Genomic DNA, 26973 nt, shown 5'->3' with positions numbered 1-26973 from the left:
GGGCTCATGTCGAACAACCAGCCACCGCCGAACCAACCGCCTTCCCCTGGAGCGATACCACCCGGGCATTCCGCCCCGCCCGGTCAGCCGAAATGGGCACGGAAGCGGGTCGCGATCCCGGTCGCGGTCGTCGTTCTGCTCGTAGGCGTCGGCATCGGCTCCGCCGGCAGCGACCAGAAGGACCAGAAGGACCAGAAGGAAACGAGCGCCGACGCGAAGCCGCAGCCGACGGTCACCGTGACGAAGACCGCGGCGGCAGCCAAAGACGCCAAGGCGAAGGCGAAGCCCCAGCCGACCAAGACCGTCACCAAAACCCCGAAGCCCAAAGCCCCGGCGAAGCCGGCCGAGGACGAAGCACCCGCCGGAAAGGTCGTGCTCAAGGTCTGGGGGTCGGCCCCCTCGGGCGCCGACATCAACTACGGCAGCGACAGCGACAGCCGCCAGGGCTCGGGCTTGCCGATGACGAAGACGCTGAAGCTGGACACGGAGGCGCTGTACTACCACGTGTCGGCGCAGCTGACAGGCGGCGGCAACATCAACTGCTCGGTGACCGTGAACGGCGAAACGAAGAAGGGCCACGCGGAGGGCGGCTACAACATCTGCTCCGCACAGCTCAACGGAGGAGTCACGGGCGGCTGGGAGTAGGGAAAGCGGGGACATACAAGCGGCAACCTTTCGCGTGCCCCGCGGCGACTGGGTCGAGGCACTGTCTCTCTCCCCGCAGGAGCACCCCATGCCCCAGCACCCGCACACCGAACCGCACCGCCGCAGAGGCCGAAGAGGACGGCGGGCCCGCGGTCGGGTCCTGATCACCGCCGTCGTCGCGGGCGCCCTCGCCGCCGGTGGGCTCATCGCCCTGTCGTCGACGTCGTCCGCGGCCACCACCCGGCAGGCCGAGGCACTTGACCGGGGTGTGGTCAGCGTGCACACCGACGCCGGGAACCTGGTCAGCTGGCGCTGGCTCGGCACCGATGACGACGACGTGGCCTTCAACGTCTACCGAGGGGGTACGAAGGTCAACTCATCGCCCGTCACCGGCTCGACGAACTACTTCCACGCGGGCGCCCCGAACAGCGCCGACTACACCGTGCGCGCGGTGGTCGGCGGCACCGAGCAGGGCGACTCCGTGCACGCGGTGCAGTTCCGCGCCGGGTACAAGGACGTGCCGATCACGCCGCCCGCCGGGGGCACGACCCCGGACGGCGTGGCGTACACGTACGAGGCGAACGACGCGTCCGTGGGCGACCTCGACGGGGACGGCGCCCTGGACTTCGTACTGAAGTGGCAGCCCACCAACGCCAAGGACAACTCCCAGTCCGGCTACACCGGCAACACGATCATCGACGGCGTCAAGCTGGACGGCACCCGCCTGTGGCGGATCGACCTCGGCAGGAACATCCGCTCGGGCGCGCACTACACGCAGTTCCAGGTGTACGACTACGACGGCGACGGCAGGGCCGAGGTCGCCACGAAGACGGCGGACGGCACGAAGGACGGCGCGGGCAAGGTGATCGGCAGCGCGTCCGCCGACCACCGCAACTCCGGCGGCTACGTCCTGGCCGGGCCCGAGTACCTGACCATGTTCGACGGGCGCTCCGGCGCCGCACTCGACTCGGTCGACTACGTCCCGGGGCGCGGCAACGTCGCGTCCTGGGGCGACAGCTACGGCAACCGCGTGGACCGCTTCCTCGCCGGAACCGCCTACCTCGACGGCAGCAGGCCGTCGCTGATCACGGCGCGCGGCTACTACACGCGCTCGGTCATAGCCGCCTGGGACTGGCGGAACGGGGCCTTCACACGGCGCTGGACCTTCGACACCAACTCCTCGTCGAACACCGGCAAGGGCTACGACGGTCAGGGCAACCACAGCCTTTCGGTCGCGGACGTCGACGACGACGGCAAGGACGAGATCGTCTACGGCGCGATGACCGTCGACGACAACGGCAGCGGGCTGTGGACCACCAAGCTCGGGCACGGCGACGCCGGGCACGTCGGCGATCTCGACCCCTCACGCACGGGTCTGGAGTACTTCAAGGTGTCCGAGGACAGCTCAAAGCCGGGCTCCTGGATGGCCGACGCCCGCACGGGACAGCGCCTGTGGACCACGGCTTCGGGGTCCGACAACGGCCGGGGCGTGTCCGCCGACATCTACGCCGGTTCGGCGGGCGCAGAGTCGTGGTCCGCGGCCGACAGCACCCTGCGCTCGCCGTCCGGGGCCTCGGTCGGCCGCGAGCCGTCCAGCGTCAACTTCGTGAACTGGTGGGACGGGGACACCACCCGCGAACTGCTCGACGGCACCCGGATCGACAAGTACGGCACGGGCGGCGAGTCCCGTCTCCTGACCGGGGCGTCCGTCGCGTCCGGCAACGGCACGAAGGCGACCCCCGCGCTCTCCGGCGACATCCTCGGCGACTGGCGCGAGGAGGTCGTGTGGCGCACCTCGGACAACAAGGCGCTGCGGATCTACTCCACCCCGCACGAGACCAAGACGAAGATCACCACGCTGCTCCACGACATCCAGTACCGCACGGCGCTCGCCTGGCAGAACACCGCCTACAACCAGCCCCCGCACCCGAGCTTCTTCATCGGCTCCGGCATGGCGAAGGCGCCGCGCCCGGTGGTGTCCACCCCCTGAGAGCCTTAAGGGCCCTGAGAGGCGCCTACTTCGCGTACAGCAGCGTCCCGAAGCCCAGTTGGTCGAAGCCGCCGCTGTTCGGGCCGTAGTCACCACCACCGCCCTCCGGGCGCACCTTCTCCGCGAGGGCGGTGATGTACGGCACGGACAGCCTGCGGCGGCGGGCGTAGTGGAAGTGGAGGAGATCCCACACGGGGCGGGCCTGGCCACGGCCCGCGTCGGAGATGACGGTCTGCTCGCGGTAGGCGCAGTTGGTGCCGGTCCCCCAGGTGTACTTGGTGAACGGCACCTCCTGGCCCAGGTTGTACTTGGCGACGTACTGGGCGGCCTTCATGAAGCGGTTGCCGTCGTAGCCGTACAGATCGTCACCCTGGTTCCAGGCCATCTCGCAGATGGCGCCCATCAGGCCCATGCCCATCACGGTGTGGCCCTGATCGCGGCCCGACTCCTGCCACTGGGCCAGGCCTTCGCCGTCGTACACGAAGGGGACGGCCTTCTTGATGGCGCCGTTGCCCGTGCCGTTCTTGAAGTAGTCGACCGCCCGGTCGTACTTGGCCTTGTCGTCGCAGAGGATGCCGATCGCCATGACCGACGCCATGGTGCACAGGTCCCAGTTGGCCCAGTAGTTGGTGATGCAGGCGCCGTTGTGGTTCTTCAGGAAGTCGTCGTTGAGGGGGTAGAAGACGTTCAGGAGCATCGTCTTGAACCGGTCGAGGTCGAACCCGGCGTAGCCCCGCATGAGTTCGGCGGCGTTGGCGAACTGGTAGCCGTAGATCCCCGCGGCCAGGAACCGGTCGGCGTTGCCCGTCACCTGGGTGAGCGTGGCTGACCAGGCGTTGAGGATGTCGCGCGCGGTGTCGCCGTGCGCGGCCGAGCCGCTTATCCGCCAGCGCAGAGCGTTCTGGTACGCGGCGTGGATGTCACGGTAGAGGGTGGGGTAGTTCTGGCCCGCGCCGCCGCGGATGATCACATCCCGAGGGCTGGCCTTCCAGGTGGCCGCGGAGAGGCCGTTGGCCGTCAGCTTCTGCCAGCCGGGCGTCCAGGGCGCCGCGCCCGCGGCGACCTTCACCTTGGCCCGGTTGAGGTCGCCCGCGTTGTGCAGCATGCCGGGGTGGGCGAAGGCCGCGGGGGCGGCGTCCGCCTTCTCGTCGGTGAGGGCGATCGTGGCGGCGNCCGCCGGCCGCGCCCGCGACGACGAGGCCACCGGTGATCTTGAGCATGCCGCGACGGCTGAGCCGATGTCTGTTGTCGTGACCCATGGGGGGCTCCTTGATACGTACGGGGGGGGGTGCGGTCACGCAGGAGACGGGGCGGGAGGGCCGCCGATAACAGAAATCGGCTCCCCGTCGGCGTGCGCCCTTCGTCAGCCCTGTGTCAGCTCTTCTTCAGCCCTTCGTCAGCCCTTCGCGGGCCCAGGCCCCGAACTCGCCCGCACCGTCAACTCCGGCACGAGCAGGGCCACTTCATCGACGTCCTGCCCCCGCAGCTTCGCGACGACGCGCTCCACCGCCTGCCGCCCCATCTCCTGTGCGGGGATGGCGACGGAGGTGAGCCGCACCGAGGCCTGGGTGGCGACCTGGTCGGGGCAGATGGCGATGACGGAGACGTCTTCCGGGATGGCGCGGCCCTGCCGACGCAGGAGGCTCAGGAGGGGTTCCACGGCCGACTCGTTCTGCACGACGAACCCCGTGGTGCCGGGGCGTTCGTCGAAGATCCGGGCCAGGGTCGCCGCGAGCGCGTCGTACGTCCCCTCACAGGGCCGGTGCAACACCCGCACGCCGAGCTCCCCGGCCCGCGTGCGCAGGCCGTCCAAGGTGCGCTCGGCGAACCCGGTGTGCCGTTCGTACACGGCGGGCGCCTCGCCGATCACGGCGATCTCGCGGTGGCCGAGCCCGAAGAGGTGCTCGACGCACTGTGCGCCGGTCGCCACGAAGTCGAGGTCGACGCAGGTCAGGCCCGTGGGGTCGGCGGGGAGACCGATGAGGACGGCGGGCCGGTCGGTCTCGCGGATCAGCGGAAGCCGCTCGTCGTGCAGCTCCACGTCCATCAGGATCATGGCGTCGGCGAGCGCGCTGCCCTCGATGCGGCGGACCGCCTCGGGGCCCTCCTCGCCGGTCAGGAGCAGCACGTCGTACCCATGGGTACGTGCGGTGGTGGCGACGGCGATGGCTATCTCCATCATCACCGGCACATACATGTCGGTGCGCAGCGGCACCATCAGCGCGATGATGTTGGACCTGCTGCTGGCCAGGGCGCGGGCGCCCGCGTTCGGGTGGTAGCCGAGCTCCCGGATGGACCGTTCCACGCGGTCCTTGGTGGAGGCGGAGATGGACCGCTTGCCGCTGAGTACGTAGCTCACCGTGCTGGCCGAGACTCCGGCGTGGTGGGCTACCTCGGCGAGGGTGACCATGCGGCTCTCCCAGACAGTTCGACAGGTCGTGAGGCGGTGGCGAAGCGCTTCGACTTGGGGCCACCTTGACCCTAGAGGGACACCCATGCGCTGTCCATAGATGCGTCGAAGCGCTTCGACTGGCCTTGTCAGCCAGCGGAGTTGCCGTCGCCGTAAACGATGCCACGACCGTTCGTGGACACGTACACCCGCCCGTAGATCCGTGGATCACCGGTGATGGCCGCGCCGGTCCAGCCCCACTGGTGGGCGTCGTCGTTGATGCGCACCCAGCTCTCGCCGGCGTCGGTGGAGCGGAAGATGCCGCGCACCCCGTCGATCTTCGCACTGGTGTAGAGCGTCTGATGGTCGGAGCCGGGCGCGGCCTTGCCGAAGCCGATGGTGTCGGCCTCCTCGACGCCCTGGACCCGGGTGAATCTCGCGCCGGAGTCCGTCGAGTGCCACAGGCCGTACGTCCCGCCGGTCTTTCCGCCCGCGAGCCAGATGTCGCCCTTGGAGCCGGGCACGGCCTTGAAGCGCACCGCACCTTCCGCCGGAAGACCGGTGGACGCCTTCGCGGCGAAGCTCGCTCCGCCGTCCGTACTGACGTAGAACGTGCCGGACTTGAAGCCGTAGAACGTCTTCGGGTCGCTCCGGTCGGACTCGACGACCGCGCCCTGCGGGATGCCGGTGGACGCCGTCCAGGACGCGCCCCGGTCACCGCTGGTGTGCACGCCCGCGCCGTCCGGACTCCATACGAAGCCGCTGCCGTCAGCGGACGTGGCGACCGTGCCACCGCCCGAGACCCCTGAAGGCTCTTTGCCCGCCGACCAGTTGGCGCCGTTGTCGCGGGAGAAGGCGATGCGCGGCCCGCTGTCGAGCTGGCCGACCCGCACCACCGTGTCCGGGTCGGACTCGGCGTAATCGATGCTCGTCGTGGTGGTGAAGTTGGGCTCGGTGTACATCAGGGGCGGCACCTTGGTGACATCCGTGTGGCGGAAGCCGCCGATGTCGCCGAGCGCGCTGAGCAGCGGCGCCCCGGAGGGTGGCGCCACGAGGTCGTTGACGGCCGTCTCCTCGAGTCCCTTCACCATCGGGGCGATGGTGAACTTGCCTCCGCTGTCCCACTGTTGGAGGTTTCTGGTGCCGTAGACCGTGGCCCCGGTGCCGTACATCATGCGGTCCGAGTCGAAGGGGTCGATCTCCAGGGCCTCGGTCATCCAGCCCAGTTTCGGGCTCTGTTCGGGCGGGGCGGGGTTCGCGCCCCACGACAGCCACGGCACGGAAGAGACGTCCATGGTGTAGCGGTTGGTGCGCTCGGGATAGGCGGCGTAGTTCCAGGCGCCGGTCCAGCTTCCCTCGCTGTCGGTGGAGCGGAAGATCTGGGTGTCCGGGAACCAGGAGCTGTAGCCGGTGACCATGACGGTGCCCGGATGCTGCCGGTCGACGGTCAACCCGCTGTAGCCGTAGTACGTGTCGGCGTCGGTGGCGGGGCTGATGTTCTTCCACTCTCCGGTGCGGGTCGCGTACCGCCACACCTGCCCCTTGCCGCCGTCGTACGGGCCGCCCTTGTCGCTGTAGGCGAGGTAGAGATAGCCGTTCTCCGCGTCGAGCACGCCCTTGTGGGCGAGGTGTCCGGTGGGCTGGTCCGCGAGCCGGGACCAGGTGGCGCCCGCGTCGGTCGAGCGGTAGACGGCGTTCTCCTTGTCGGCGACGCCCACGTAGACGGTCTTGGTGGGTGAGCCGGACGCGCCCGTCGACTCGTCGAAGGTGACCCAGGCGATGCCCTGGTTGTCGGAGGCGTAGCCGGTCGTGTCCCCCGGATCCTGCTGGTAGTTGCCGGGGTTGGGGAACGCGGTCACCTCCGACCAGGTCGCTCCGGAGTCGGTGGAGCGCCACAGGCCGTGGCCGCTGGGCGCACCGAGGTAGAGCACGCGGTTGTCGTGCGGGTCGACGGCGAGGCGTTCGCCCATGCCGCGGCCCGGCATGTTGCCGCCCAGCTTGAAGGGCAGGTCGGCCTTCTTCCAGGTCTCGCCCCGGTCGGCCGAGCGCATGACGGCGCCCTTTCCGGGGTCCCAGTCGTTGGTGTACGTGCCGACGGCGGCGTACACCTTGTCCGGTTCGACGGTGTCGGAGGCGAGGGAGACGACCCCGGTGTGGCCCCAGTCGTCCCAGCCCACCGAGTCGAGCAGCGGCTTCCAGGTCTGGGACGACTCCTGCCAGCGGTAGGCGCCGCCGATGTCGGTGCGGGCGTACGCGAGGTTCTTCTCGGCCCGGTTGAAGACGATTCCGGGGACGAAGCCGCCGCCGTCGACGCGGACGTTCTTCCAGGTGTACGGGGCCGATGCCTTCTCCTTGGCGTCGTCGGCCCCGGAGGACGGGGCGGCCACGAGCAGCAGCCCCGGGATCAGACAGAGGGCGCCGAGCAGCTTCCCGCCGCGCGTCGTACGCGCGCTCACTGCGACCCCGACCCCGGTTCGAGCAGCTCCGCGTACGCCCCCATGGCGAGCGCGATGTCGGCCTGCGCCCAGAAGCGGTGGTACGTGAACTGCGGCGCCGCTCCCCCGGCGAGATAGGCCTCGACCTTCGGCCAGTCGGGGTCGTCGCGGTAGAAGGAGCGGATGGAGGTAAAGTCGGACGCGGAGTTGACGGTGTCGCCGTTGGGCATGGTGCCGGTCCAGCCGTTCGGGACGTACACCGCGTCGTCGAACCGGTTGTAGTCGGCGCGGGTCTCGGGCACGGCGATGCCGAGGGGGTCCTGGTGGTGCTGCCACATGCCGTCCAGGAGCGCCTTGGCCGTGGTGGCGGCCGCGGTGTGGCCGGTGGCGGCGGCGTAGTACGTGAGGGTCTTGGCGTAGGCGGCGGCCACGCCCACGTCGTTGGTGCGGTCGACGACGGAGACGTGAAGTCCTGTGTTGGCTCTGGGATTTGACGGGGTCCAGGTGTCGGGCTTTCCGGACCACTTCAGGGTCGAGGGGAAGGTGTAGGTGCCGTCTGCGGCGATCTTCGTCTCGGACAGCGCCCACGCCACCCACTTGTCCATGACCGTCCTGGCCGCGGGGTCGTCGGTCTCGTGGAGGTACTCGGCGACCCGCTCCATCGACCAGGCCTGGAAGCCGAACCACTGGTTGGACGGAGGGTCGTGGTAGACGGGCTTCTCGTCGTAGGCCATGCCGTAGAAGGTGGGGGTGCCGGCCGGGGGCTCGGCGTAGCGGCCCTGCCAGCTGTTGGTGGCGCCGCCCGCGATGGCGCCCTCTGCGGACTGCAGCCAGCGGTAGAACTCGATCTGCCGGGTCAGGCTCTTGGTCCAGTCCGCCTTGCCCGAGGCCGACTTGGGGGCGAGCGGGGCGTAGGCACTGAGGGCGAAGGCGGCGAGGGGGTTCTGGTAGCCGCCGTGGCTGTGGCTCGATCCGATGCGCCAGGCCCAGCCCGCGGAGGTGTCGGTGGCGCCGCCCCAGGCGTAGTACCAGGACAGGAGGTAGTGCGAGCTGTTCTTGCCGCTGCCCGGCGCGCAGCCGGACGGGTCGGCGCAGTCGCCGATGGTCTTGAAGTACTTGTCGAACAGGGCGTAGCGCAGGTAATCGCCCATCTTGGCCGCCTTGGCGACCGTCGCCGCGACGTCGGACACCTTGCCCTGGGCCGAGGCCCAGACGTGCGCCCAGTAAGCGGCCTGTACGGCGCGGGCGTCGGCGTCGGGGGCGTTGGTGTACTTCCACTGCTTGGCGTACGAGGCGTCGCCGGTGAACAGGTCGAGGTAGCCGTTCGGGCCGCCGTGGGTGAACTCGTCGCGGGTGGGGTGCGGGACGGTCTCCCAGACCGACTCCTGGGGGCCGCGCTGGAAGGTGTTGATGTAGACGGGCCCCGCGGTGTCGCCGCCGTAGCCATAGACGTTGTCGACGTCCTGGAGCCAGTGCATGCCGTAGACGTCGTCGGTGCCGTAGGCGCTCTTCAGCTCGGCGGCGATCGGGTCGGAACCTGCCTGGATCGCGGGGTCGAGCCGGGCGGGGTACTGCGCGGGCTGATCGTGTTCGGGGGCGTACGTGGCTGGTTTCGCCGCATTGTAGAAACTGTTCGTCGGCTGGTCGGCATGGGTCGGGATCATGAATTTCTCCATGGTTTCCCAGGCCGCGTTGAAACGTGTCCAGTCGCCGCTGACCTTGCCGTACATGGCTTGCAGCCAGAGCAGATAGCTGTATGCCTCGGATGTCGTCTCGTGCCCGTGGTCGGGGGCTTCGACAATGAGGGTTTCGACGGAGTGGTACGGAATACCGTCCGGCGAGAAATAGCCGTTCGCGGAATCGGTGATCTTCGCGTAGAGGTCGAGGAAGCGCTGTTCGTACTCGCTGGCCGCGGCCGCGGCCTGGACGCTGTGACCTGCGGGGTTGAGGGCCACGATGACGGGGGCCAGCGCGGCTCCGGCACCGAGGGCCAGCAGGTTGCGGCGGCTGATTTCCGGTCTGGAGGGGCCGGGGCGGGGAGCAGGGGGGAATGCGGACATGCGGGGATGTCTCCTGACGGCTCGATGGGGGGCGTGCTCAGCTCGGGGATCCGGCTAAACAGTGGGAGTGCCGGTGGAGCACCAGTGGAAGCATCAGTGGGAGCGCTCCCAAAATTCAGCCGGACGGGCCCGATGTCAAGAGCCCGCACACGAAAGGGAGTTGTCGAATGAATTCGACAGCGGCGATCCGGAGAATCTGAGAAACCCGCCAACCTTTCTGTTCTCGGCGCCGACTTCCTGCTAGCTTCCACGGCACCAGTGGGAGCGATTCCGGTTCAATCCGAGGAGTCGCTCATGCCCCGTCCCCCGCGCCGTCGCCCGCGTCTGTTCCGCACCCTTGCCGTGCTTGCGGGCGCCATCCTGATCGCCGCCGGACTCGCGATGCCCTCCGCCCTGTCGACGGCGGGCGCCGCGCCCGCCGCGGCGGCACCACCACCCGTTCTGCACGCCGAGGGCAACCGGCTCGTCGACGCCGAAGGCGCCGCGCACCGGCTGCTCGGAGTCAACCGCTCCGGCGGCGAGTTCGCGTGCGTCCAGGGCTACGGCATCTTCGACGGCCCCGTCGACGACGCCTCCGTCCAGGCCATCGCGGACTGGAAGGCCAACACCGTACGCATCCCGCTCAACGAGGAGTGCTGGCTGGGAACCGACAACATCGACCCGCGCTACGCGGGCACCAACTACACATCCGCCATCGAGGACCTGGTACAGCGCGTCCAGGACCACGGCATGACCCCGATCGTCGAACTGCACTGGTCCCACGGCCGGTACACCGGCAACTCGGCGGGCTGCTCGGACGTGCACGCCAGCTGCCAGAAGCCGATGCCGAACGCGCAATACACGCCCGCGTTCTGGACCTCGGTCGCAAGCACCTTCAAGGACGATCCGGCCGTCGTCCTCGACCTGTTCAACGAGCCCTATCCGGACCGCGCCACCCCCACCACCGAGCAGGCCTGGGACTGCTGGCGGGACGGCGGCACCTGCCCCGGCATCGACTACGAGGTCGCGGGCATGCAGGACCTGCTCGACGCGGTGCGCGACACGGGCGCGAAGAATCTCGTGCTCGCGGCCGGCATCGCGTACTCGAACGATCTCAGCGGCTGGCTGGAGCACGCGCCCACGGACCCGGCGGGCAATCTCGCCGCGGCCTGGCACGTCTACAACTTCAACGCCTGCTCCACCGCGAGCTGCTGGGACGCCCAGCTCGCGCCCGTCGCCGCCGAAGTGCCGCTGGTGGCGGGCGAGATCGGCGAGAACACCTGCTCCCACGGCTTCATCGACTCCGTCATGGAATGGCTCGACTCGCACCAGGCCTCCTATCTCGGCTGGACCTGGAACACCTGGAACTGCTCGTCGGGCCCTGCCCTGATCAGCTCCTACGACGGCACACCCACCGCGTTCGGCGCCGGGCTCCGCGACCACCTGCGCGCGCTCGACACCTGACCCACACGCCCACACGCCCACACCAGAGAGGAACCACCCCCACCATGAGCCGCACCCCCTCCAGGCACCGCAGATCCCGCGTTCTCGTGGCCGCCCTGGCCACCCTCCTCGCCACCACCGGCGGCACCGCGCTCGCCGTGAGCGACAGCGGAGGCAGCGGAGACAGCACCACCCGAGCCGCCGCCCGCGTCGACAATCCGTACGTGGGCGCCAAGCCCTATGTGAACCCCGAGTGGTCGGCGAAGGCCGCCGCCGAGCCGGGCGGCGATGCCATCGCGGACCAGCCCACCGGCGTCTGGCTCGACCGGATCGCCGCGATCGAGGGCGCAGGCGACTCGATGGGCCTGCGCGACCACCTCGACGAGGCAGTCCAACAGGGCGCGGGCGTCATCCAGTTGGTCATCTACAACCTGCCGGGCCGGGACTGCGCCGCGCTCGCCTCCAACGGCGAGCTTGGCCCCACCGAGATCGACAAGTACAAGACCGACTACATCGACCCGATCGCGGAGATCCTCGCCGACACCAAGTACGCGAACCTGCGCATCGTCACGACCGTCGAGATCGACTCGCTGCCCAACCTGGTCACCAACACCGGCAGCCGTCCCACCGCGACGCCCGAGTGCGACGTGATGAAGGCCAACGGCAACTACGTGAAGGGCGTCGGCTACGCGCTGCGCGAGCTCGGCGCCGTGCCGAACGTCTACAACTACGTGGACGCGGGTCACCACGGCTGGATCGGCTGGGACGACAACTTCGCCGCCTCCGCGCAGGTCATGCACCAGGCGGCGACCGCCGACGGCGGCAGCGTCGACAACGTGCACGGCTTCATCACCAACACGGCCAACTACAGCGCCCTGAAGGAGAACAACTTCAAGATCGGCGACAACGTGAACGGCCGGTCGGTCCGCGAGTCCAAGTGGGTCGACTGGAACCGCTCCGTCGACGAGCTCTCCTTCGCCCAGTCGTTCCGGGGCCAGCTCGTCTCCACCGGCTTCCGGTCCGACATCGGCATGCTGATCGACACCTCCCGCAACGGCTGGGGCGGCACGGCACGGCCCGCGGGTCCCGGCGCCACGACGGACGTCAACACCTATGTCGACGGCGGCCGTTACGACCGTCGCATCCACATCGGCAACTGGTGCAACCAGTCGGGCGCGGGCCTCGGCGAACGGCCGAAGACCGCCCCGGAGGCCGGCATCGACGCCTACGTGTGGATCAAGCCGCCGGGCGAGTCCGACGGGGCGAGCAAGGAGATCCCGAACGACGAGGGCAAGGGCTTCGACCGCATGTGTGACCCGACGTACGAGGGCAACCCCCGCAACGGCTTCAACCCCTCGGGCGCACTCCCGGACGCGCCGATCTCCGGGAAATGGTTCTCGGCCCAGTTCCAGGAGCTCCTGAAGAACGCGTATCCGGCGCTGTAACGCGCGCGGGCGGCAACCTCGCGGGGGCGGGCGGCGACTTCCCGTCGTACCGCCCCCGTCCAACTCCCCTTCGGGACAAGGGGAGTCACGTACACCATCCAAGGAGCCCGGAGTGAGCCGCACCCCGAACCGCGCCCCCACCCCCTTCCGGCGCAGAGCCCTCGTCGCTCTGCCCGCCGCCGCCCTGCTCGCCCTCATCCCGAGCAGCGCGACCGCCTACCCCAACCCCGGCCAGGTCACCGGCGACATCGTCGTGCACGACCCGACCCTGGCCCGCACCTCAGCGGGCAAGTACCTGCTCTACTCGACCGGCGACGGCCTGCAACTGCGCACCTCCACCGACCGGGTGGCCTTCGGCCGCAGCGGCTCCGCCTTTCCCACGCGGCCGAGCTGGTGGAACAACTACAACTCCACCGGTGATGTCTGGGCACCCGATATCTCGTACCACGGCGGCAAGTACCTGATGTACTACTCCGTCTCGTCGTTCGGCTCGAACAAGTCGGCCATCGGCCTCGCGGCCTCCACCACGGGTGAGCCCGGCTCCTGGACCGACTACGGCGCCGTATACACCTCGACCACGTCCAGCGACTACAACGCCATCGACCCGAACCTCTTCGTCGACGACGACGGCAAGTGGTGGCTGTCCTTCGGCTCCTGGTGGACCGGGATCAAGATGATCAGGGTCGACCCCTCGACGGGCAAGCAGTACGCGGGCGACACCGCCCGGCGTTCGCTCGCCTCGCGGCCCACCGGCACCAAGGCCGTCGAAGCGCCCTACATCGTCAAGCGGAACGGCTACTACTACCTCTTCGCCTCGTACGACACCTGCTGTGCGGGCACCAGCTCCACGTACAAGATCAAGGTGGGCCGTTCCGCCGCCGTCACCGGGCCGTACGTCGACAAGAACGGCGTCGGCATGATGAACAACGGCGGCACCCCGGTCCAGGAGAGCCACGGCCGCTACATCGGCCCCGGCGGCCAGTCGATCCTGAAGGACTCCGACGGCGACCTGCTCGTCTACCACTACTACGACGGCCAGGACAACGGCACCCCGAAGCTCGGCGTCAACCTCCTGAACTGGAGCTCCGGCTGGCCCGTCGCCCACTGATCCCGGGCGGGACGCAACGAAAGCGGGCGCGGCGGCAACGTCCGCCGCGCCCGCGGAGACAGGGAAGGGGGCGGGATCGACCCGCCCCTCGAATGACCGGAGGACGACTCATGCACAGAGCGCGCAGGACGAGCGCGGGACGCGTCTCGGCGGCGGCGGTGGCCGGGGCCGCGATCATCGGGGTGGTCGCCTGGAGCGGGAACGCCGCCGAGCCCGGTGACACCGCGGCCGACAGACCGGCCGCGGNGCGGCTCCGATCGGCTTCGGTGCGGGCACCACAGGCGGCGGCAACGCCACCGCCACCACGGTGAAGTCGCTCGCGGCGTTCAAGGCGGCGGTCGACGGGGACGGCGCCAAGGTGGTGAAGGTCGACGGTCTGATCTCGCTGTCCGGCCAGGTCGACATCGGCTCCAACACCACGGTGCTCGGCGTCGGTTCGGCCTCCGGGTTCACCGGCGGTGGTCTTCGCATCAAGGAGGCCACCAACGTCGTCGTACAGAACCTCAACATCAGCAAGCCGCTCGCGCCGGCCGACGGCATCACGGTCCAGGAGTCCACGAAGGTGTGGATCGACCACAACTCCTTCTCCGCGGACCGCGAGCACGACAAGGACCACTACGACGGCCTGCTCGACATCACGCACGCCTCCGACGACGTCACCGTCTCCTGGAACACCTTCAAGGACCACTTCAAGGGCTCCCTCGTCGGGCACAGCGACAACAACGGCGACGAGGACACCCGCCACCTGAAGGTCACCTATCACCACAACCACTTCAGCAACGTCTACTCGCGCATCCCGAGCCTGCGCTTCGGCACCGGGCACTTCTACGACAACTACGTCCAGGGCGCGGACACCGCGGCACACTCCCGGATGGGCGCGCGGATGCTGGTCGAGAACAACGTCTTCCGTGACACGAAGGTCGCCGTCACGACCAGCCGCAGCAGTGACGTGGACGGATTCGCGGTCGCGCGCGGCAACGACCTCGGGGGCGCCGCCACCGAGATCTCCCAGGTCGGCGACTTCACCAAGCCGCCGTACGCCTACACGGCCGAGCCCGCCTCGTCCGTCGTCGGCACGGTGACGGAAGGGGCGGGCGCGGGCAAGCTCTGACCCGGGCGGGCCGAGAGGCTCAGCCCAGCCGGATCACGTTCCACGACAGCGGCTCCAGGACGGCGTTCAACGTGCCGTCCTGGAGTGCGGTCCCGGTGACGCCGTGCGGGGTGACGCGCTCGGGCTCCGTGAGGGTGTTGCGGGCGTCCGGGTCCGCGTCGGCGAGGGCGCTGTGCTCCATGACGTCCGTCAACTCAATGCCATGCAGGGCGACTTCGAGCGGCAGCGGTTCGCTCTGGCTGCGGTTGACCGCGAAGACGGTGACGGTGCCGTCGGCGGCGCGGACGGCCGTCGCGTGCAGCAGGGGGACCTCGCCGAACTTCGGCGTCTCGTGCACGGGCGATTCCACGCGTACGTCGAGGACCTGGCCGCGGCCGTGCCGCGAGGCCTGCGCGAAGGGGAAGAAGGTGGTCTGCCGCCAGGCCGGGCCGCCCGGCTCGGTCAGGATCGGCGCGATGACGTTGACCAGCTGGGCCAGGCAGGCGACGGCCACCCGGTCGGCGTGCCGCAGGAGGGCGATCAGGAGCGAGCCGACGACGACCGCGTCCGTGACGGTGTAGTTGTCCTCCAGGAGGCGCGGGGCCTCGGGCCAGTCGCGCAGGCTCTCCTCGACCTCGGGGTGCGGCCTGGACTGGTACCAGACGTTCCATTCGTCGAAGGAGAGGTTGATCTTCTTCTTGGACTTCAGGCGGGCGCCCACGTGGTCGCAGGTGGCGACGACGTTCTCGATGAAGGACTCCATGTCGACGGCGGAGGCGAGGAACGAGTCCCGGTCGCCGTCGGTCTCTTCGTAGTAGGCGTGCAGGGAGATGTGGTCGACGAGGTCGTAGGTCTCGGCGAGGACCGTGGCCTCCCACTCGGCGAAGGTCTCCATGGACTGGCCGGAGCTGCCGCAGGCGACCAGCTCGACGTCCGGGTCGATCTGGCGCATCGCGCGGGCGGTCTCGGCGGCAAGGCGCCCGTACTCCTCGGCGGTCTTGTGGCCCGTCTGCCAGGGACCGTCCATCTCGTTGCCCAGGCACCACATGCGGATACCGAAGGGGTCCTTGTCGCCGTGCGCGGCACGGAGGTCCGAAAGGGCGGTGCCGGAGGGGTGGTTGGCGTACTCCTGGAGTTCCAGGGCCTGTTCGACGCCGCGTGTGCCGAGGTTCACGGCCATCATCGGTTCGGCCTGCGGGCCGATCTTGCGCAGGAAGGCGATGTACTCGGAGAGCCCGAAGCGGTTGGTCTCCGTGGAGTGCCAGGCCAGGTCGAGGCGGCGCGGCCGCTCGTCGGCGGGACCGACGGAGTCCTCCCACTTGTACCCGGAGACGAAGTTCCCGCCGGGGTAGCGCACGGCCGTCACGCCGAGTTCGCGGATCAGGTCGAGCACGTCGGTGCGCAGCCCCGCCTCGTCGGCCGAGGGGTGGCCCGGTTCGTGGATGCCGGTGTAGACGCAGCGGCCGAGGTGCTCGACGAAGGAGCCGAAGAGCCGGGGGTCGACATCGCCGACGGCGAAGGCGGGGTCGAGGGTGAAGTGGGCGGTGCGGGGGGCCATGTAGAGCCTTTCAACAGGGGTGCTGGGCAGGGGAGTTACTGTCCGGCCAGGCCCGTGTGGGCCACGCCGCTGATGATCTGCCGCTGGAAGAAGACGAAGACGACCACTAGGGGCAGGCCCGCCATCAGGCCGCCCGCCATCAGCTGCGCCCACTGGATGCCGTAGGAGTTCATGACGGTCGCGATGCCGTTCGGCATGGTCATCAGGTCGGGGTTGTTGGTCACCATGTAGGGCCACAGGAAGTTGTTCCACGACGCGATGAACGTGAAGATCCCGACGGCCGAGAGCGAGGGCCGGGACAGTGGCAGGACGATGGTGAAGAAGACCCGCCAGCGTCCGGCGCCGTCGATGTACGCGGCCTCCTCCAGCTCGTGCGGGATCGACTGGAAGAACTTGTAGAGGATGTAGACCATCGCGGCGGGCGCGCACTGCGGCAGGATCATGCCCCAGTAGGTGTCGACCATCCCCATGGACTGGACGGTCGTGAAGAGCGGGACGCCGAGCACGGCGGGCGACACCATCAGGCCCGCCATCACCAGGCCGAGCAGCGCGTTCTTGCCCCGGAACTCGGTGCGCGCGAAGCCGTAGCCGGCGAGCGCGCTGACGAACACCACGATGAACGTGACGCAGACCGAGACGATGACGGAGTTCACGAACCAGTTGGTGATGTTGCCGCTCTCGAAGAGCGCCTTCCACGCCTGGCCCGTCCACTCCTCGGGCACCCAGTGCGTGGGCACCTCCACGGCCTCGGTCTCCGATTTCAGGGACGTGAACAGGGCCCACAGCAGGGGCGTCATCCACAGGGCGGAGACGGCGACACCGAGCGCGGTGAGCACGATCTGGCTCGGGGTCCACTTCTTCTTCCGGCTCTTCGGGCTGTTCTTCCGTACGACGACGGCCGTGCTCATCGCACGCCCTCCTCACGCTTGCGCAGGAGCCACATCCGGCCGAGGGCGACGGCCGCGATGAGCACGAAGAAGATGATGGAGATCGCGGAGGCGTAGCCCACGCGGTAGGCGGTGAAGCCCTCTTCGAGGGTGTACTGCACAAAGGTCCGGGTGCTCTCCTCCGGTCCCGGGCCGAAGTCCTGCATCACCACGGCCTGGTCGAAGACCTGGAGCGAGGCGAGTATCTGCAGCGTGATCACGAGGCCGGTGATGTTGCGCAGCATCGGCAGGGTGATGTGCACCATCCGCTGCCAGGCGCCCGCGCCGTCGAGCTCGGCGGCCTCGTACAGATGGCGCGGGATGTTCTGCAGCGCGGCGAGGAACAGCAGGAAGCTGAAGCCGACCGTCCACCACAGGGTGGTGATCACGACGGCGAGCATGGCGGTGGACTTCTGCGTCAGCCAGGGCGTGTCCAGGCCGAAGACGTGGTTGATCATGCCGGTGCCCGGGTTGAACAGCCACTGCCACAGGTTTCCTGCGACCGTCGACGGCAGCAGGAAGGGGGCGAAGAAGCACAGCCGCCACAGCCACTTGGCGTGCTCGATGTGGTGGGCGAGCATCGCGAGGAGGAACGCGAGGACGACGATGCAGGGCACCACGAGCAGGGTGAAGTAGGCGCTGTGGCCGAGGGAGTCCCACAGGAGCGGGCTGTCGAGTGCCTCGCGGTAGTTGTCGAGGCCCACGAAGCGTTCGCCCGTGCCGGAGATGTTGGCGTCGGTGAAGCTCAGCCACAGGCCGCGGCCGATCGGGAACAGCACGAACAGCGCGAACAGGGCCAGGAACGGGGCGACGAACCAGCCGCCGTGCTGAAAGCGACGGGTCAGCCGGGCTCGGAGCGAATCGGCGTCCGCCACCGGGGCGGACCGTACGGCGGCCGGTGCGACCGCGGTGTCGACGGCGCTCACGCGGCGGACCCTCCCTCGGTCGCGGACCGGCCTTCCATGGGGTTCTTCATGGCGACCAGCTTTTCGAGTACGTCCTTCATGCGGCGGGCCGTGGCATCGGGCTTGGCGGAGCCGACGTTGGAGGAGGCGATGACGGGGCCGATGCGCTGGGCGAGGAGTCCGGTGGATCCCGCGAACCAGGCGGGCGGCTCGACCGCCATGTGGTCCATCGCCGAGACGTACTCGGACTGGGGCTTGAGTGCCAGGTACTTCTTGTCGTCAAGGGTCGGCAGGTAGGCGGGGATGTGGCCGCCGCGCGCCCAGGCCGTGGCGTTCTTGACGACGTACGCGGCCAGTTGGTGCGCTCCTTCGTTGGTGGCGCCGCCGCGCTGCGACTGGTGCGGCAGGACGAAGCAGTGCGACTCGGTGTGGGTGGCGGGCTTGCCGAAGACGGGCGGCAGCGGGGTCGCGCCGTACTCGAGCTTGGCGCCGCTGAAGACCGGTACGGACCAGTTGCCCTCCCAGGTGAAGGCGGAGCCGTTGACGAAGGACTCGCCGTCGGCGATGCCGATCGCGGTGGAGTAGCCGTCGGTCAGGTGCCGGCGCAGGAACTCCAGGACCTGGGTGGCCTTGTCCGTGTCGAGGGTGACGTCCCGGCCGTCGGCGCTGAGGCAGGTGCCGCCGAGCTGGGTGTAGAAGGAGAGGAAGAACCACCAGGAGAAGTTCGGCTCGTCGGCCTTGATGCCGATGGTGTGGACGTCGCCCTTGACGGCCTTCTTGGCGGCCTTGAGGGCCTTGAACCAGTCATCGGGCGAGGTGACCTTCGCCAGATCACCGCCCGCGTCGAGCAGTCCCGCCTTCTCGCACACGTCCCGGCGGTAGAAGCAGAGTTGGGCGTGGATGTCGAGGGGCAGGCCGTAGAGCTTGCCGTCGACCACGGCGCGCTTCCACAGCACCGGGTCGAAGTCCGCTTCGCGCACACCGTACTTCGCGAGCAGCCGCACGTCCCAGGGGTCGAGCAGTTGTCCGGGCGCGAAGCCGGGGATCCGGCCCAGGTGCATCACGGCGAGGTCCGGGGCGCGGTTTCCGGACGCCGCCATGGCGAGCTTGGTGTAGTACGGATTGCCCCACTGGAGGGTCGAGTCCTTGACGTCGACGCGGGGGTTCGCGGCGCGGAAGGCGTCGAGCATCGCGATCATGTTGGCGCCGTCGCCGCCGGAGAACAGGTTCCAGTAGCGGACCCGTACGTCCGCGTCCGACGCGATCGCGGAGGCGCTGCGATTCGCGGCGGCGAGTCCGAAGCTGCCCGCGACGGCGAGCGCTCCGATACCGCCGAGCACACCTCGTCGGCTCGGGAGGGGTGGTGACATTGCGGCTCACTTCTGTCCGATATTTCGAATGCTGCTCGCAACTTCGAACGGACCGTAGGTTCGAACGCCGGGCGCGTCAACGGTTCGGACAGGGCCAAGGTCGAAGTCCTGGGAATTTCCCGGAAGTTGTTCGACATCACGAACCCCGGGAAGCACCTCGGACCACTTCCTGCGCAATGCGTTGACGTGCCGCTTCCTGCTGCCTAAGTTGCCGTTCGACCTACTGATCGACGTTCGATATACCGCACGCAGACTGCGCACAGACTGGGGTACGCATGGCACGCAGACGCTGGAGACTCGGGCTCACCCTAGGAGCCCTGCTCGCCGGAACGCTCGCCGCGGGACCCACCGCCGCGGCCGAACCCACCGACTACACGATCGACGTCGACCCGACCCGCACCGGCGCGAAGATCGACGACTCGATGTACGGCGTCTTCTACGAGGACATCAACCGCGCGGCGGACGGCGGCCTCTACGCCGAGCTCGTCCAGAACCGCTCCTTCGAGTACACCACCGCGGACAACGCCGCCTACAAGCCGCTGACTTCATGGGACACCTCAGGTGCCGCCAGGGTGGTGAACGACGACGGCCGCCTCAACGCCCGCAACCGCAACTACCTCTCCCTGGACGGCGGTTCATCCGTCACCAACTCCGGCTACAACACCGGCATCGCGGTCACCAAGGGCAAGCGCTACGACTTCTCCGTCTGGGCCCGCACCGGCAGCACGGGGAGCGCGCCCCTGACCCTCGGCCTGCGCGACGCCTCCGGCGACCTCGCCCCGGCCCGCCGCGTCACCGCGCGCGGCGGCTGGACGAAGTACAAGGCGTCGTTCACCGCGGCCCGCACCTCCGCCACCGGCAGGCTGGCGGTCGCCTCGGGCGCCCCCGTCGCCCTGGACGAGATCTCCCTCTTCCCCCGCGACACCTACAAGGGCCGCGCGAACGGCCTGCGCGACGACCTCGCACAGAAGATCGCCGACCTGAAGCCGGGCTTCCTGCGCTTCCCGGGCGGCTGCCTGGTCAACACCGGCTCCCACGAGGGGTACGACGAGCAGTCCGGCTGGCAGCGCAAGCGCTCCTACCAGTGGAAGGACACCATCGGGCCCGTCGAGCAGCGCGCCACCAACGCCAACTTCTGGGGCTACAACCAGAGTTACGGCCTGGGCTACTACGAGTACTTCCAGTTCGCCGAGGACACCGGCGCCATGCCGCTGCCCGTGGTGCCCGCCCTGGTGACCGGCTGCGGCCAGAACAAGGCCACCGACGACCCGGCCCTCCTGAAGCGGCACATCCAGGACACCCTGGACCTCATCGAGTTCGCCAACGGCCCGGCGACGAGCGAATGGGGCAAGAAGCGGGCGGCCATGGGTCACCCCAAGCCCTTCGGCCTCACCCACCTGGAAGTCGGCAACGAAGAGAACCTCCCGGAGGAGTTCTTCGCCCGCTTCAAGGAGTTCCGCGCGGCCATCGAGGCGAAGTACCCGGACATCACCGTCATCTCCAACTCCGGCCCCGACGACAGCGGTTCGACGTTCGACAAGGCCTGGCAGCTCAACCGCGACGCGGACGTCGCCATGGTCGACGAGCACTACTACAACAGCCCGCAGTGGTTCCTGGAGAACAACGACCGCTACGACTCCTACGACCGCAAGGGCCCCAAGGTCTTCCTCGGCGAGTACGCCTCGCAGGGCAACAAGTTCTCCAACGCCCTGTCAGAAGCCGCCTTCATGACCGGCCTCGAACGCAACGCCGACATCGTCAAACTCGCCTCGTACGCCCCGCTGCTCGCCAACGAGGACTACGTGCAGTGGAAGCCGAACATGATCTGGTACGACAACGACCAGTCATGGGGCTCGGCCAACTACGAGACGCAGAAGCTCTTCATGCGCAACGTCGGCGACGAGGTCGTGCCGTCCAAGGCCTCCGGCACCCCCGCCACGTCCGGCCCCATCACCGGCGCCGTCGGCCTCTCCACCTGGGCGACCAGCGCCGCGTACGACGACGTGAAGGTCACCGGCGAGGACGGCAGAACGCTCCTGTCCGACGACTTCTCCGCCGGTGACAGTCAGTGGAGCAAGGCGGCCGACAAGGGCACGTGGGCCGTCCAGGACGGCGCGTACGTCCAGTCCGACGAGGCCGCCGAGAACACCCTGGTCACGGCGGGCGACAAGGGCTGGCAGAACTACGACCTGAACGTGAAGGCCACCAAGAAGGCAGGCAAGGAGGGCTTCATGGTCGCCTTCGGGGTCAAGGACACCGGCAACCACTACTGGTGGAACCTGGGCGGCTGGAACAACACCCAGTCAGCGGTCGAGAAGACCGTCGACGGCGCGAAGCAGACCATGGTCCAGGACACCACGGCCATCGAGACGGGCCGCAGCTACGACCTGCGCGTGGAGGTGCGCGGCCGCCAGGTGACGCTCTACCTCGACGGCAAGAAGTGGGGCTCCTTCACGGACGACAAGCCCGCCGAGCCGTTCCGCCAGGTCGTCACCCGGGACAAGGCCACCGGTGACCTCATCGTCAAGGTCGTCAACGCACGGGGCTCGGAGGCACGGACCAGGGTCGGCCTCGGCTCGGGCACCAAGGTCCGTCCGACCGCGAAGGTGACCACGCTCGCCGCCGACCCGGCCGCGGAGAACACGAAGGACGCGACGCCGGTCAAGCCGGTGACCTCGACGTTCAAGGGCACGTCCGACTCCTTCTCGTACACCTTCCCGGCGAACTCGATCACCTTCATGAGGATCGGGACGGACTGACCGAGAAAGATCCTTTCGCGCGGCAACCTTTCCCGCGCGCGGCGGGCACATGGGGGTGTGGCGGCGGCCCGGAGGGCACGGGGTTCCCGGGCCGCCGCCACACCACCACCCCCTGGGAAAGGAACGACGGCCGTGAGCAGCAGCACCGGACGCCACCGCAAGACCCGCACGATCACCATCGCCGCCGCCGTGGCGGTCGCGGCGGGCGCGGGAGGCGTCTATCTGGGCCTCGCCCCGGACGACGCGGAAGCCGCGAGCAGCACCGTGGTCGTGTCGACCTCCACGGCGCTTGAGTCAGCGGTGGCGAGCGCATCGGCAGGCACCACGATCCAGGTGCGCGGCGGTACGTACTACCCGGCGAAGACCCTCAAGTCGACGGCGAACGGCAGCGCGTCCGCGCGCATCACGCTCACCGCGTACGGCGCCGAGAAGGTGAAGATCGACGGTTCGAAGCTGGCCGAGGGCTCCTGGCTCGCCGGGATCTACGGCGACCACTGGACCGTGCAGAATCTCACCTTCCAGAACTCCCCCGCGCAGGGCTTCGTCGTCACCTCGTCCGTCGGCGGCGTCTTCAAGAACATGGTCACCGCCGACAACGGCGACTCCGGTTTCACCCTGCGCGGCGACGGCACGACCGGCAACCTCGTGCAGAACCTCGACAGCCACGGCAACTACGACGCCGCCACGCACGGCCAGAACGCCGACGGCCTGGCCGTGAAGTTCGGCTCGGGCACCGGCAACAAGATCACCGGGGCCCGGCTCTTCAACAACGCCGACGACGGCATGGACCTGTGGCAGTACGCGTCCCCCGTCACCGTCGAGCACTCCTGGGCGTTCGGCAACGGCAAGAACCGATGGAACGACTCCGCCTGGGAGGGCAACGGCAACGGGTTCAAGCTGGGCGGCGGCGGTGCGAGCGCCGCGCACCTGGTGAACAACAACGCGGCCTGGGACAACACGCTGCACGGCTTCACGGAGAACTCCAACCCCGGCGCGATCAACCTCAACCGCAACACCGCGTACGCCAACAAGGAGAGCGGCTTCTACTTCGTCACGGGCAAGGCCCGTCTGGGCCGCAACCTCGCCGTCGCCAACGGCACGGGCCTCGCCAAGCTCGGCTCCGGCACGGTCTCATCGGCGAACAACTGGGACAGCGGTGTCGCGACCCCCGCCTTCCGTTCCACCGACGCGACCACGGCCTACGGCGCCCGCCAGGCGGGCGGCGCGCTGCCCGCGACGGCGTTCCTGACGACGGGCAGCACCGCCATCGGCTCGACCATGGACTGAATGCCGACAGCATAATGCCTGGTCAACAGGGCCATAAGGGTCTCACCGGGGGGTTCGGTTGGCGGGTGGGGACAGGGCAATGACAGGATGAGGACCATGACAATCAAGGCTTATTTCGACATCACCATCGACGGCAAGCCCGAAGGCCGCATCACGTTCAACCTCTTCGACGACGTCGTGCCGAAGACGGCGGAGAACTTCCGCGCGCTCGCCACCGGCGAGAAGGGCTTCGGTTACGCCGGTTCGAAGTTCCACCGCGTCATCCCGGACTTCATGCTCCAGGGCGGCGACTTCACCGCCGGCAACGGCACCGGCGGCAAGAGCATCTACGGCACGAAGTTCCCCGACGAGAACTTCCAGCTCAAGCACACCAAGCCGGGCCTGCTCTCGATGGCCAACGCGGGCCCGGACTCGAACGGCTCGCAGTTCTTCATCACCACGGTCGTCACGAGCTGGCTGGACGGCAAGCACGTGGTCTTCGGTGAGGTCGCGGACCAGGAGAGCATGGACCTCGTCAAGAAGATCGAGAGCTTCGGCTCGCAGTCGGGCACCACCAAGGCCGAGGTCGCCATCTCCGCCTCCGGCACCCTCTAGGACCTGGCACGAGCCCCCGCCGCACTGGGCGGGGGCTCACCCATGTCGCCGATGTCCGGGGGAGACGTCGGCGGATTCAGCTCAGCCCGGTGACGTACCGCAGGCCGCCCAGAAGGTGGGCGCGGAAGGCCGGGTCCGTGTAGGCCTCGTCGGCGTGGCCCAGCGCCGTGTAGAACATCGGGCCGCCACCGTGTTCGTGGCACCACACCAGGGGGTGGTCGGCCCCCATCCCGCCGCCTTCGTACGAGGATTCGTCGGCGGAGGCCAGGACCCGCACCGCGCCGCGCGGCGAGGCCCGGAAGTCGTACCACTCGTCCGTGAACTCCCAGGTGTCGGGGAGGTGTTCGGTGGCGGGGTGCGCATGGTCCTCGACGGTCAGACGGCCCGGCTGGTAGGCGGGGTGGCGGGCGAAGCGCGCGCCGAGGAGTCCGCCGTAGTACGGCCAGTCGTACTCGGTGCAGGCAGCGGCATGGACGCCCATGAAGCCACCGCCCGCCGACCGGTGTGCCCGCAGGGCCGCCCGCCCGGCAGGGGTGAGGACGTCGCCGCTGGTGGAGAGGAAGACGATCGCCGCGTAGGCGGACAGGTCCTGCTCGAAGGCGGCCGGGTCCTCGGTCGCATCGGCGGGGCAGCCGCTCCCGGCGGCCAGTGCACGCAGGGCGGCGACTCCCGCGGGGATCGACGCGTGCCGGTAGGCGGTCGTTCGGCTGTAGATCAGCAGGCGAGGGCTCATGGGGTCCGATCGTAGGAGCGGTGAGTCCCGCATGCGGTCGACCTCTCCCCCGCGCCGGGCGGCCCACGGTAGCGTCAGCGGCAGCAGCGTATTTGCGAACGATGTTCCAGATATCGAACGAACACGGCACAGAGGAATGGCACGTATGCCCGATCTCACGCCCTCGCCCTCGCCCTCGCCCTCGCCCTCGCCCTTGCCCTTGCCCTCGCCTTCACCCTTGCCCTTGTCCCTGGGACCGATCCGCCTCCGTGCGACCGCGCACACCACCCTGCGCCCGGCGACCACGGCGACCATCACCGGCGGCTTCTGGGCCGCCCGGCGGCACACCAACGCCACGGTGAGCATCCCGCAGGGGCCCGAGCGCCTCGAGCGAGCGGGCAACCTGGCCAACCTCCGCGCGGCGGCGGAGGGTTCGGGAGCCTTCACCGGGGATTTCCCCTTCCAGGACTCAGACGTCCACAAGTGGCTGGAGGCCGCGGCCTGGCAGCTGGCCGACGGGCAGCCTGCCGACGATCCCGGCCGGGGCGGACTCGCCGCGGACGTGGAACGGCTGGTGTCGCTCGTCGCCGCAGCCCAGGACCCGGACGGCTATCTCCAGACGTACTACCAGGTCGCCCACCCCGACCGGCGCTGGAGCGAGCTCGACTGGGGCCATGAGCTGTACTGCGCGGGGCATCTGATCCAGGCGGCCGTCGCACACCACCGGGGCACGGGCCGCCGTGAACTCCTGGACGCGGCCGTCCGGTTCGCCACGCACATCGACTCCGTCTTCGGGACGGACCAGAAGATCGACGGGGTCTGCGGTCACCCGGAGATCGAGACCGCCCTGGTGGAGCTGTACCGCGAGACCGGCGAGCGGCGCTTCCTCGACCTCGCCCGCTACTTCACCGACCGGCGCGGCCACGGACTGCTCTCGGCGGGCGCCGACCGCGACCGCCCCCGCGACCCGGGCCCGGCGTACTGGCAGGACCATCTCCCCGTACGTGAGGCGCCGACCGTCACGGGGCACGCCGTGCGCCAGCTCTACCTCCTGGCCGGGGCCACCGACCTCGCCATGGAGACCGGCGACGCGACACTGCGCGAGGCACTCGAACGGCTCTGGCACGCCATGGCCGCCGCCAAGACCTACCTCACCGGCGGGGTCGGTTCACGCCACGAGGGCGAGGCGTTCGGCGACCCCTTCGAGCTGCCGCCCGACCGGGCGTACGCGGAGACCTGCGCGGCCATCGCCTCCGTGCAGTGGTCCTGGCGGATGGCCCTGCTCACCGGGGAGACCCGCTACTCCGACCTCGTCGAGCGCACGCTCTACAACGGCTTCCTGTCCGGAGTCGCCCTGGACGGCGACCGCTGGCTGTACGTCAACCCGCTCCAGGTGCGCGACGACCACGAAAGCCGCCACGGCGACCAGGCGGCCCACCGCACGCCCTGGTTCCGCTGCGCGTGCTGCCCGCCGAACGTCATGCGGCTTTTGGCCTCGCTCCCCCACTACGTGGCGAGCGGCGACGCGGAAGGCCTGCAGCTGCATCAGTACGCGACGGGTTCGTACGCGACGGATGCGGGCGGGGACGAGGACGGGAGCGGGGGCGGGGCGGTCACGGTGGAGACGGACTACCCCTGGAAGGGGCGCGTCACGGTCACCGTCGACGCGGCCCCGGCGGACCGCGACTGGACGCTCTCGCTGCGCATCCCCTACTGGTGCGCCGAGTTCACGGTGGCCGCACCCGACCGGCAGGACCGCACCGAGACGGACCGGGGCTGGCTGCGAATACGCCGCCGCTGGCTCCCCGGCGAGCGAGTCGTCCTGGATCTCGCCCTTGACGTGCGCCTCACGGAGCCGGATCCACGGGTGGACGCCGTGCGCGGCTGCCTGGCCATCGAACGCGGGCCCCTCGTGTACTGCCTGGAAAGCGTCGACCAGCGGGCGGGCCTTCGCCTCGACGAGGTGACGCTCGCGCCGTCCGCACGCACCGTGGCCGAGCACCGCCCGGACCTCCTGGGCGGCGTCACGGTCGTCACGGCCACCGGCCACCGCCGCTCGGACGGGGCGCAGACTCCGCTGACGGCGGTGCCGTACCACGCGTGGGCGAACCGGGAGGGCGGGGCCATGCGGGTCTGGATTCCGGGGAGCTGACGGACGCCGACAGAGCCTCGCGCGGGAGACGACGGCCGTCGTCCCACACATCACCCGCCCCTCCTGCCCCGCCGGTTGAGCGCACCCTCACCCGCGTACGTATGTACGGGAGACACCACCTCCCCC

Annotated in this window: 16 protein-coding genes and 3 pseudogenes; 10 read left to right on the top strand and 9 right to left on the bottom strand. The window is 69.2% G+C overall.

The window, feature by feature from the left end; translation table 11 throughout:
- Positions 1–6 precede the first annotated feature (6 nt).
- Together ABD378_RS08160 and ABD378_RS08155 are read left to right on the top strand one after the other, a co-directional pair.
- On the top strand, positions 7–645 hold the full coding sequence (locus tag ABD378_RS08160) for an MmpS family transport accessory protein (RefSeq protein WP_344519824.1): 639 nt from the start codon (positions 7–9) through the stop codon (positions 643–645).
- An 88-nt stretch (positions 646–733) separates the two neighbouring features.
- On the top strand, positions 734–2635 hold the full coding sequence (locus ABD378_RS08155; RefSeq protein WP_344519822.1) for a rhamnogalacturonan lyase: 1902 nt from the start codon (positions 734–736) through the stop codon (positions 2633–2635).
- A gap of 25 nt (positions 2636–2660) precedes the next feature.
- Here ABD378_RS08155 and ABD378_RS08150 read toward each other — a convergent pair.
- From ABD378_RS08150 to ABD378_RS08135, 4 genes and pseudogenes are all read right to left on the bottom strand, one after another.
- Positions 2661–3894 (bottom strand): annotated as a pseudogene (locus ABD378_RS08150) (alginate lyase family protein).
- A gap of 137 nt (positions 3895–4031) precedes the next feature.
- Positions 4032–5045 carry a LacI family DNA-binding transcriptional regulator gene (locus ABD378_RS08145; protein ID WP_344519821.1) on the bottom strand — a complete coding sequence of 338 codons (1014 nt, stop codon included), beginning with the start codon at positions 5043–5045 and terminating at the stop codon, positions 4032–4034.
- A gap of 128 nt (positions 5046–5173) precedes the next feature.
- Positions 5174–7480 carry a sialidase family protein gene (locus tag ABD378_RS08140; protein WP_386546052.1) on the bottom strand — a complete coding sequence of 769 codons (2307 nt, stop codon included), beginning with the start codon at positions 7478–7480 and terminating at the stop codon, positions 5174–5176.
- A pseudogene (locus ABD378_RS08135) lies at positions 7477–9381 on the bottom strand (glycoside hydrolase family 48 protein); the annotation flags it as partial. The pseudogene ABD378_RS08135 and the gene ABD378_RS08140, both read right to left, overlap by 4 nt.
- Before the next feature lie 432 nt (positions 9382–9813).
- Here ABD378_RS08135 and ABD378_RS08130 point away from each other — a divergent pair.
- The 4 genes and pseudogenes from ABD378_RS08130 to ABD378_RS08115 form a co-directional block, all read left to right on the top strand.
- Positions 9814–10962 carry a glycoside hydrolase family 5 protein gene (locus ABD378_RS08130; protein WP_344519820.1) on the top strand — a complete coding sequence of 383 codons (1149 nt, stop codon included), beginning with the start codon at positions 9814–9816 and terminating at the stop codon, positions 10960–10962.
- 44 nt (positions 10963–11006) lie between these two features.
- Positions 11007–12386 carry a glycoside hydrolase family 6 protein gene (locus tag ABD378_RS08125; RefSeq protein WP_344519819.1) on the top strand — a complete coding sequence of 460 codons (1380 nt, stop codon included), beginning with the start codon at positions 11007–11009 and terminating at the stop codon, positions 12384–12386.
- A gap of 112 nt (positions 12387–12498) precedes the next feature.
- Positions 12499–13494 carry an arabinan endo-1,5-alpha-L-arabinosidase gene (locus ABD378_RS08120; protein ID WP_344519818.1) on the top strand — a complete coding sequence of 332 codons (996 nt, stop codon included), beginning with the start codon at positions 12499–12501 and terminating at the stop codon, positions 13492–13494.
- A gap of 250 nt (positions 13495–13744) precedes the next feature.
- A pseudogene (locus ABD378_RS08115) lies at positions 13745–14605 on the top strand (pectate lyase family protein); the annotation flags it as partial.
- A 19-nt stretch (positions 14606–14624) separates the two neighbouring features.
- On the opposite strand, the gene arfA reads toward ABD378_RS08115, so the two are convergent.
- From arfA to ABD378_RS08095, 4 genes are read right to left on the bottom strand one after another with little or no spacing between them, the layout of a single operon-like run.
- Positions 14625–16142 carry an arabinosylfuranosidase ArfA gene (gene arfA, locus ABD378_RS08110; RefSeq protein WP_344519816.1) on the bottom strand — a complete coding sequence of 506 codons (1518 nt, stop codon included), beginning with the start codon at positions 16140–16142 and terminating at the stop codon, positions 14625–14627.
- A gap of 35 nt (positions 16143–16177) precedes the next feature.
- Entirely contained in the window at positions 16178–17050 is an 873-nt protein-coding gene (locus ABD378_RS08105) for a carbohydrate ABC transporter permease (RefSeq protein WP_344519815.1), read from the bottom strand.
- Positions 17047–17943 carry a carbohydrate ABC transporter permease gene (locus tag ABD378_RS08100; protein ID WP_344519912.1) on the bottom strand — a complete coding sequence of 299 codons (897 nt, stop codon included), beginning with the start codon at positions 17941–17943 and terminating at the stop codon, positions 17047–17049. The genes ABD378_RS08105 and ABD378_RS08100 overlap by 4 nt, the downstream gene beginning before the upstream one ends.
- A 47-nt stretch (positions 17944–17990) precedes the next feature.
- Positions 17991–19343, bottom strand: coding sequence for an extracellular solute-binding protein (locus tag ABD378_RS08095; RefSeq protein WP_344519814.1), 1353 nt, complete (start codon positions 19341–19343; stop codon positions 17991–17993).
- Between the two features lie 275 nt (positions 19344–19618).
- Here ABD378_RS08095 and ABD378_RS08090 point away from each other — a divergent pair, with 275 nt between their 5' ends.
- From ABD378_RS08090 to ABD378_RS08080, 3 genes are all read left to right on the top strand, one after another.
- A complete protein-coding gene (locus ABD378_RS08090) occupies positions 19619–22102 on the top strand; it encodes an alpha-L-arabinofuranosidase C-terminal domain-containing protein (RefSeq protein ID WP_344519813.1) in 2484 nt (827 codons plus the stop codon).
- Positions 22103–22234: 132 nt separating this feature from the next.
- A complete protein-coding gene (locus ABD378_RS08085) occupies positions 22235–23389 on the top strand; it encodes a right-handed parallel beta-helix repeat-containing protein (protein WP_344519812.1) in 1155 nt (384 codons plus the stop codon).
- 96 nt (positions 23390–23485) lie between these two features.
- Positions 23486–23983: a peptidylprolyl isomerase gene (locus ABD378_RS08080; protein ID WP_344519811.1), complete on the top strand. Its 498-nt coding sequence runs from the start codon at positions 23486–23488 to the stop codon at positions 23981–23983.
- Positions 23984–24059: 76 nt separating this feature from the next.
- Here ABD378_RS08080 and ABD378_RS08075 read toward each other — a convergent pair whose 3' ends face one another.
- A complete protein-coding gene (locus tag ABD378_RS08075) occupies positions 24060–24716 on the bottom strand; it encodes a ThuA domain-containing protein (protein ID WP_344519810.1) in 657 nt (218 codons plus the stop codon).
- Positions 24717–24939: 223 nt separating this feature from the next.
- Here ABD378_RS08075 and ABD378_RS08070 point away from each other — a divergent pair, with 223 nt between their 5' ends.
- On the top strand, positions 24940–26847 hold the full coding sequence (locus ABD378_RS08070) for a glycoside hydrolase family 127 protein (RefSeq protein ID WP_344519911.1): 1908 nt from the start codon (positions 24940–24942) through the stop codon (positions 26845–26847).
- The last annotated feature ends 126 nt before the right edge of the window (positions 26848–26973 follow it).

The organism is Streptomyces rectiviolaceus (assembly GCF_039533825.1).
In the GTDB taxonomy this organism is placed as follows: Bacteria; Actinomycetota; Actinomycetes; order Streptomycetales; family Streptomycetaceae; genus Streptomyces; species Streptomyces rectiviolaceus.
The sequence above is the reverse complement of the archived record's forward strand: the minus strand, read 5'-3'. Positions and strand labels throughout refer to the sequence as shown.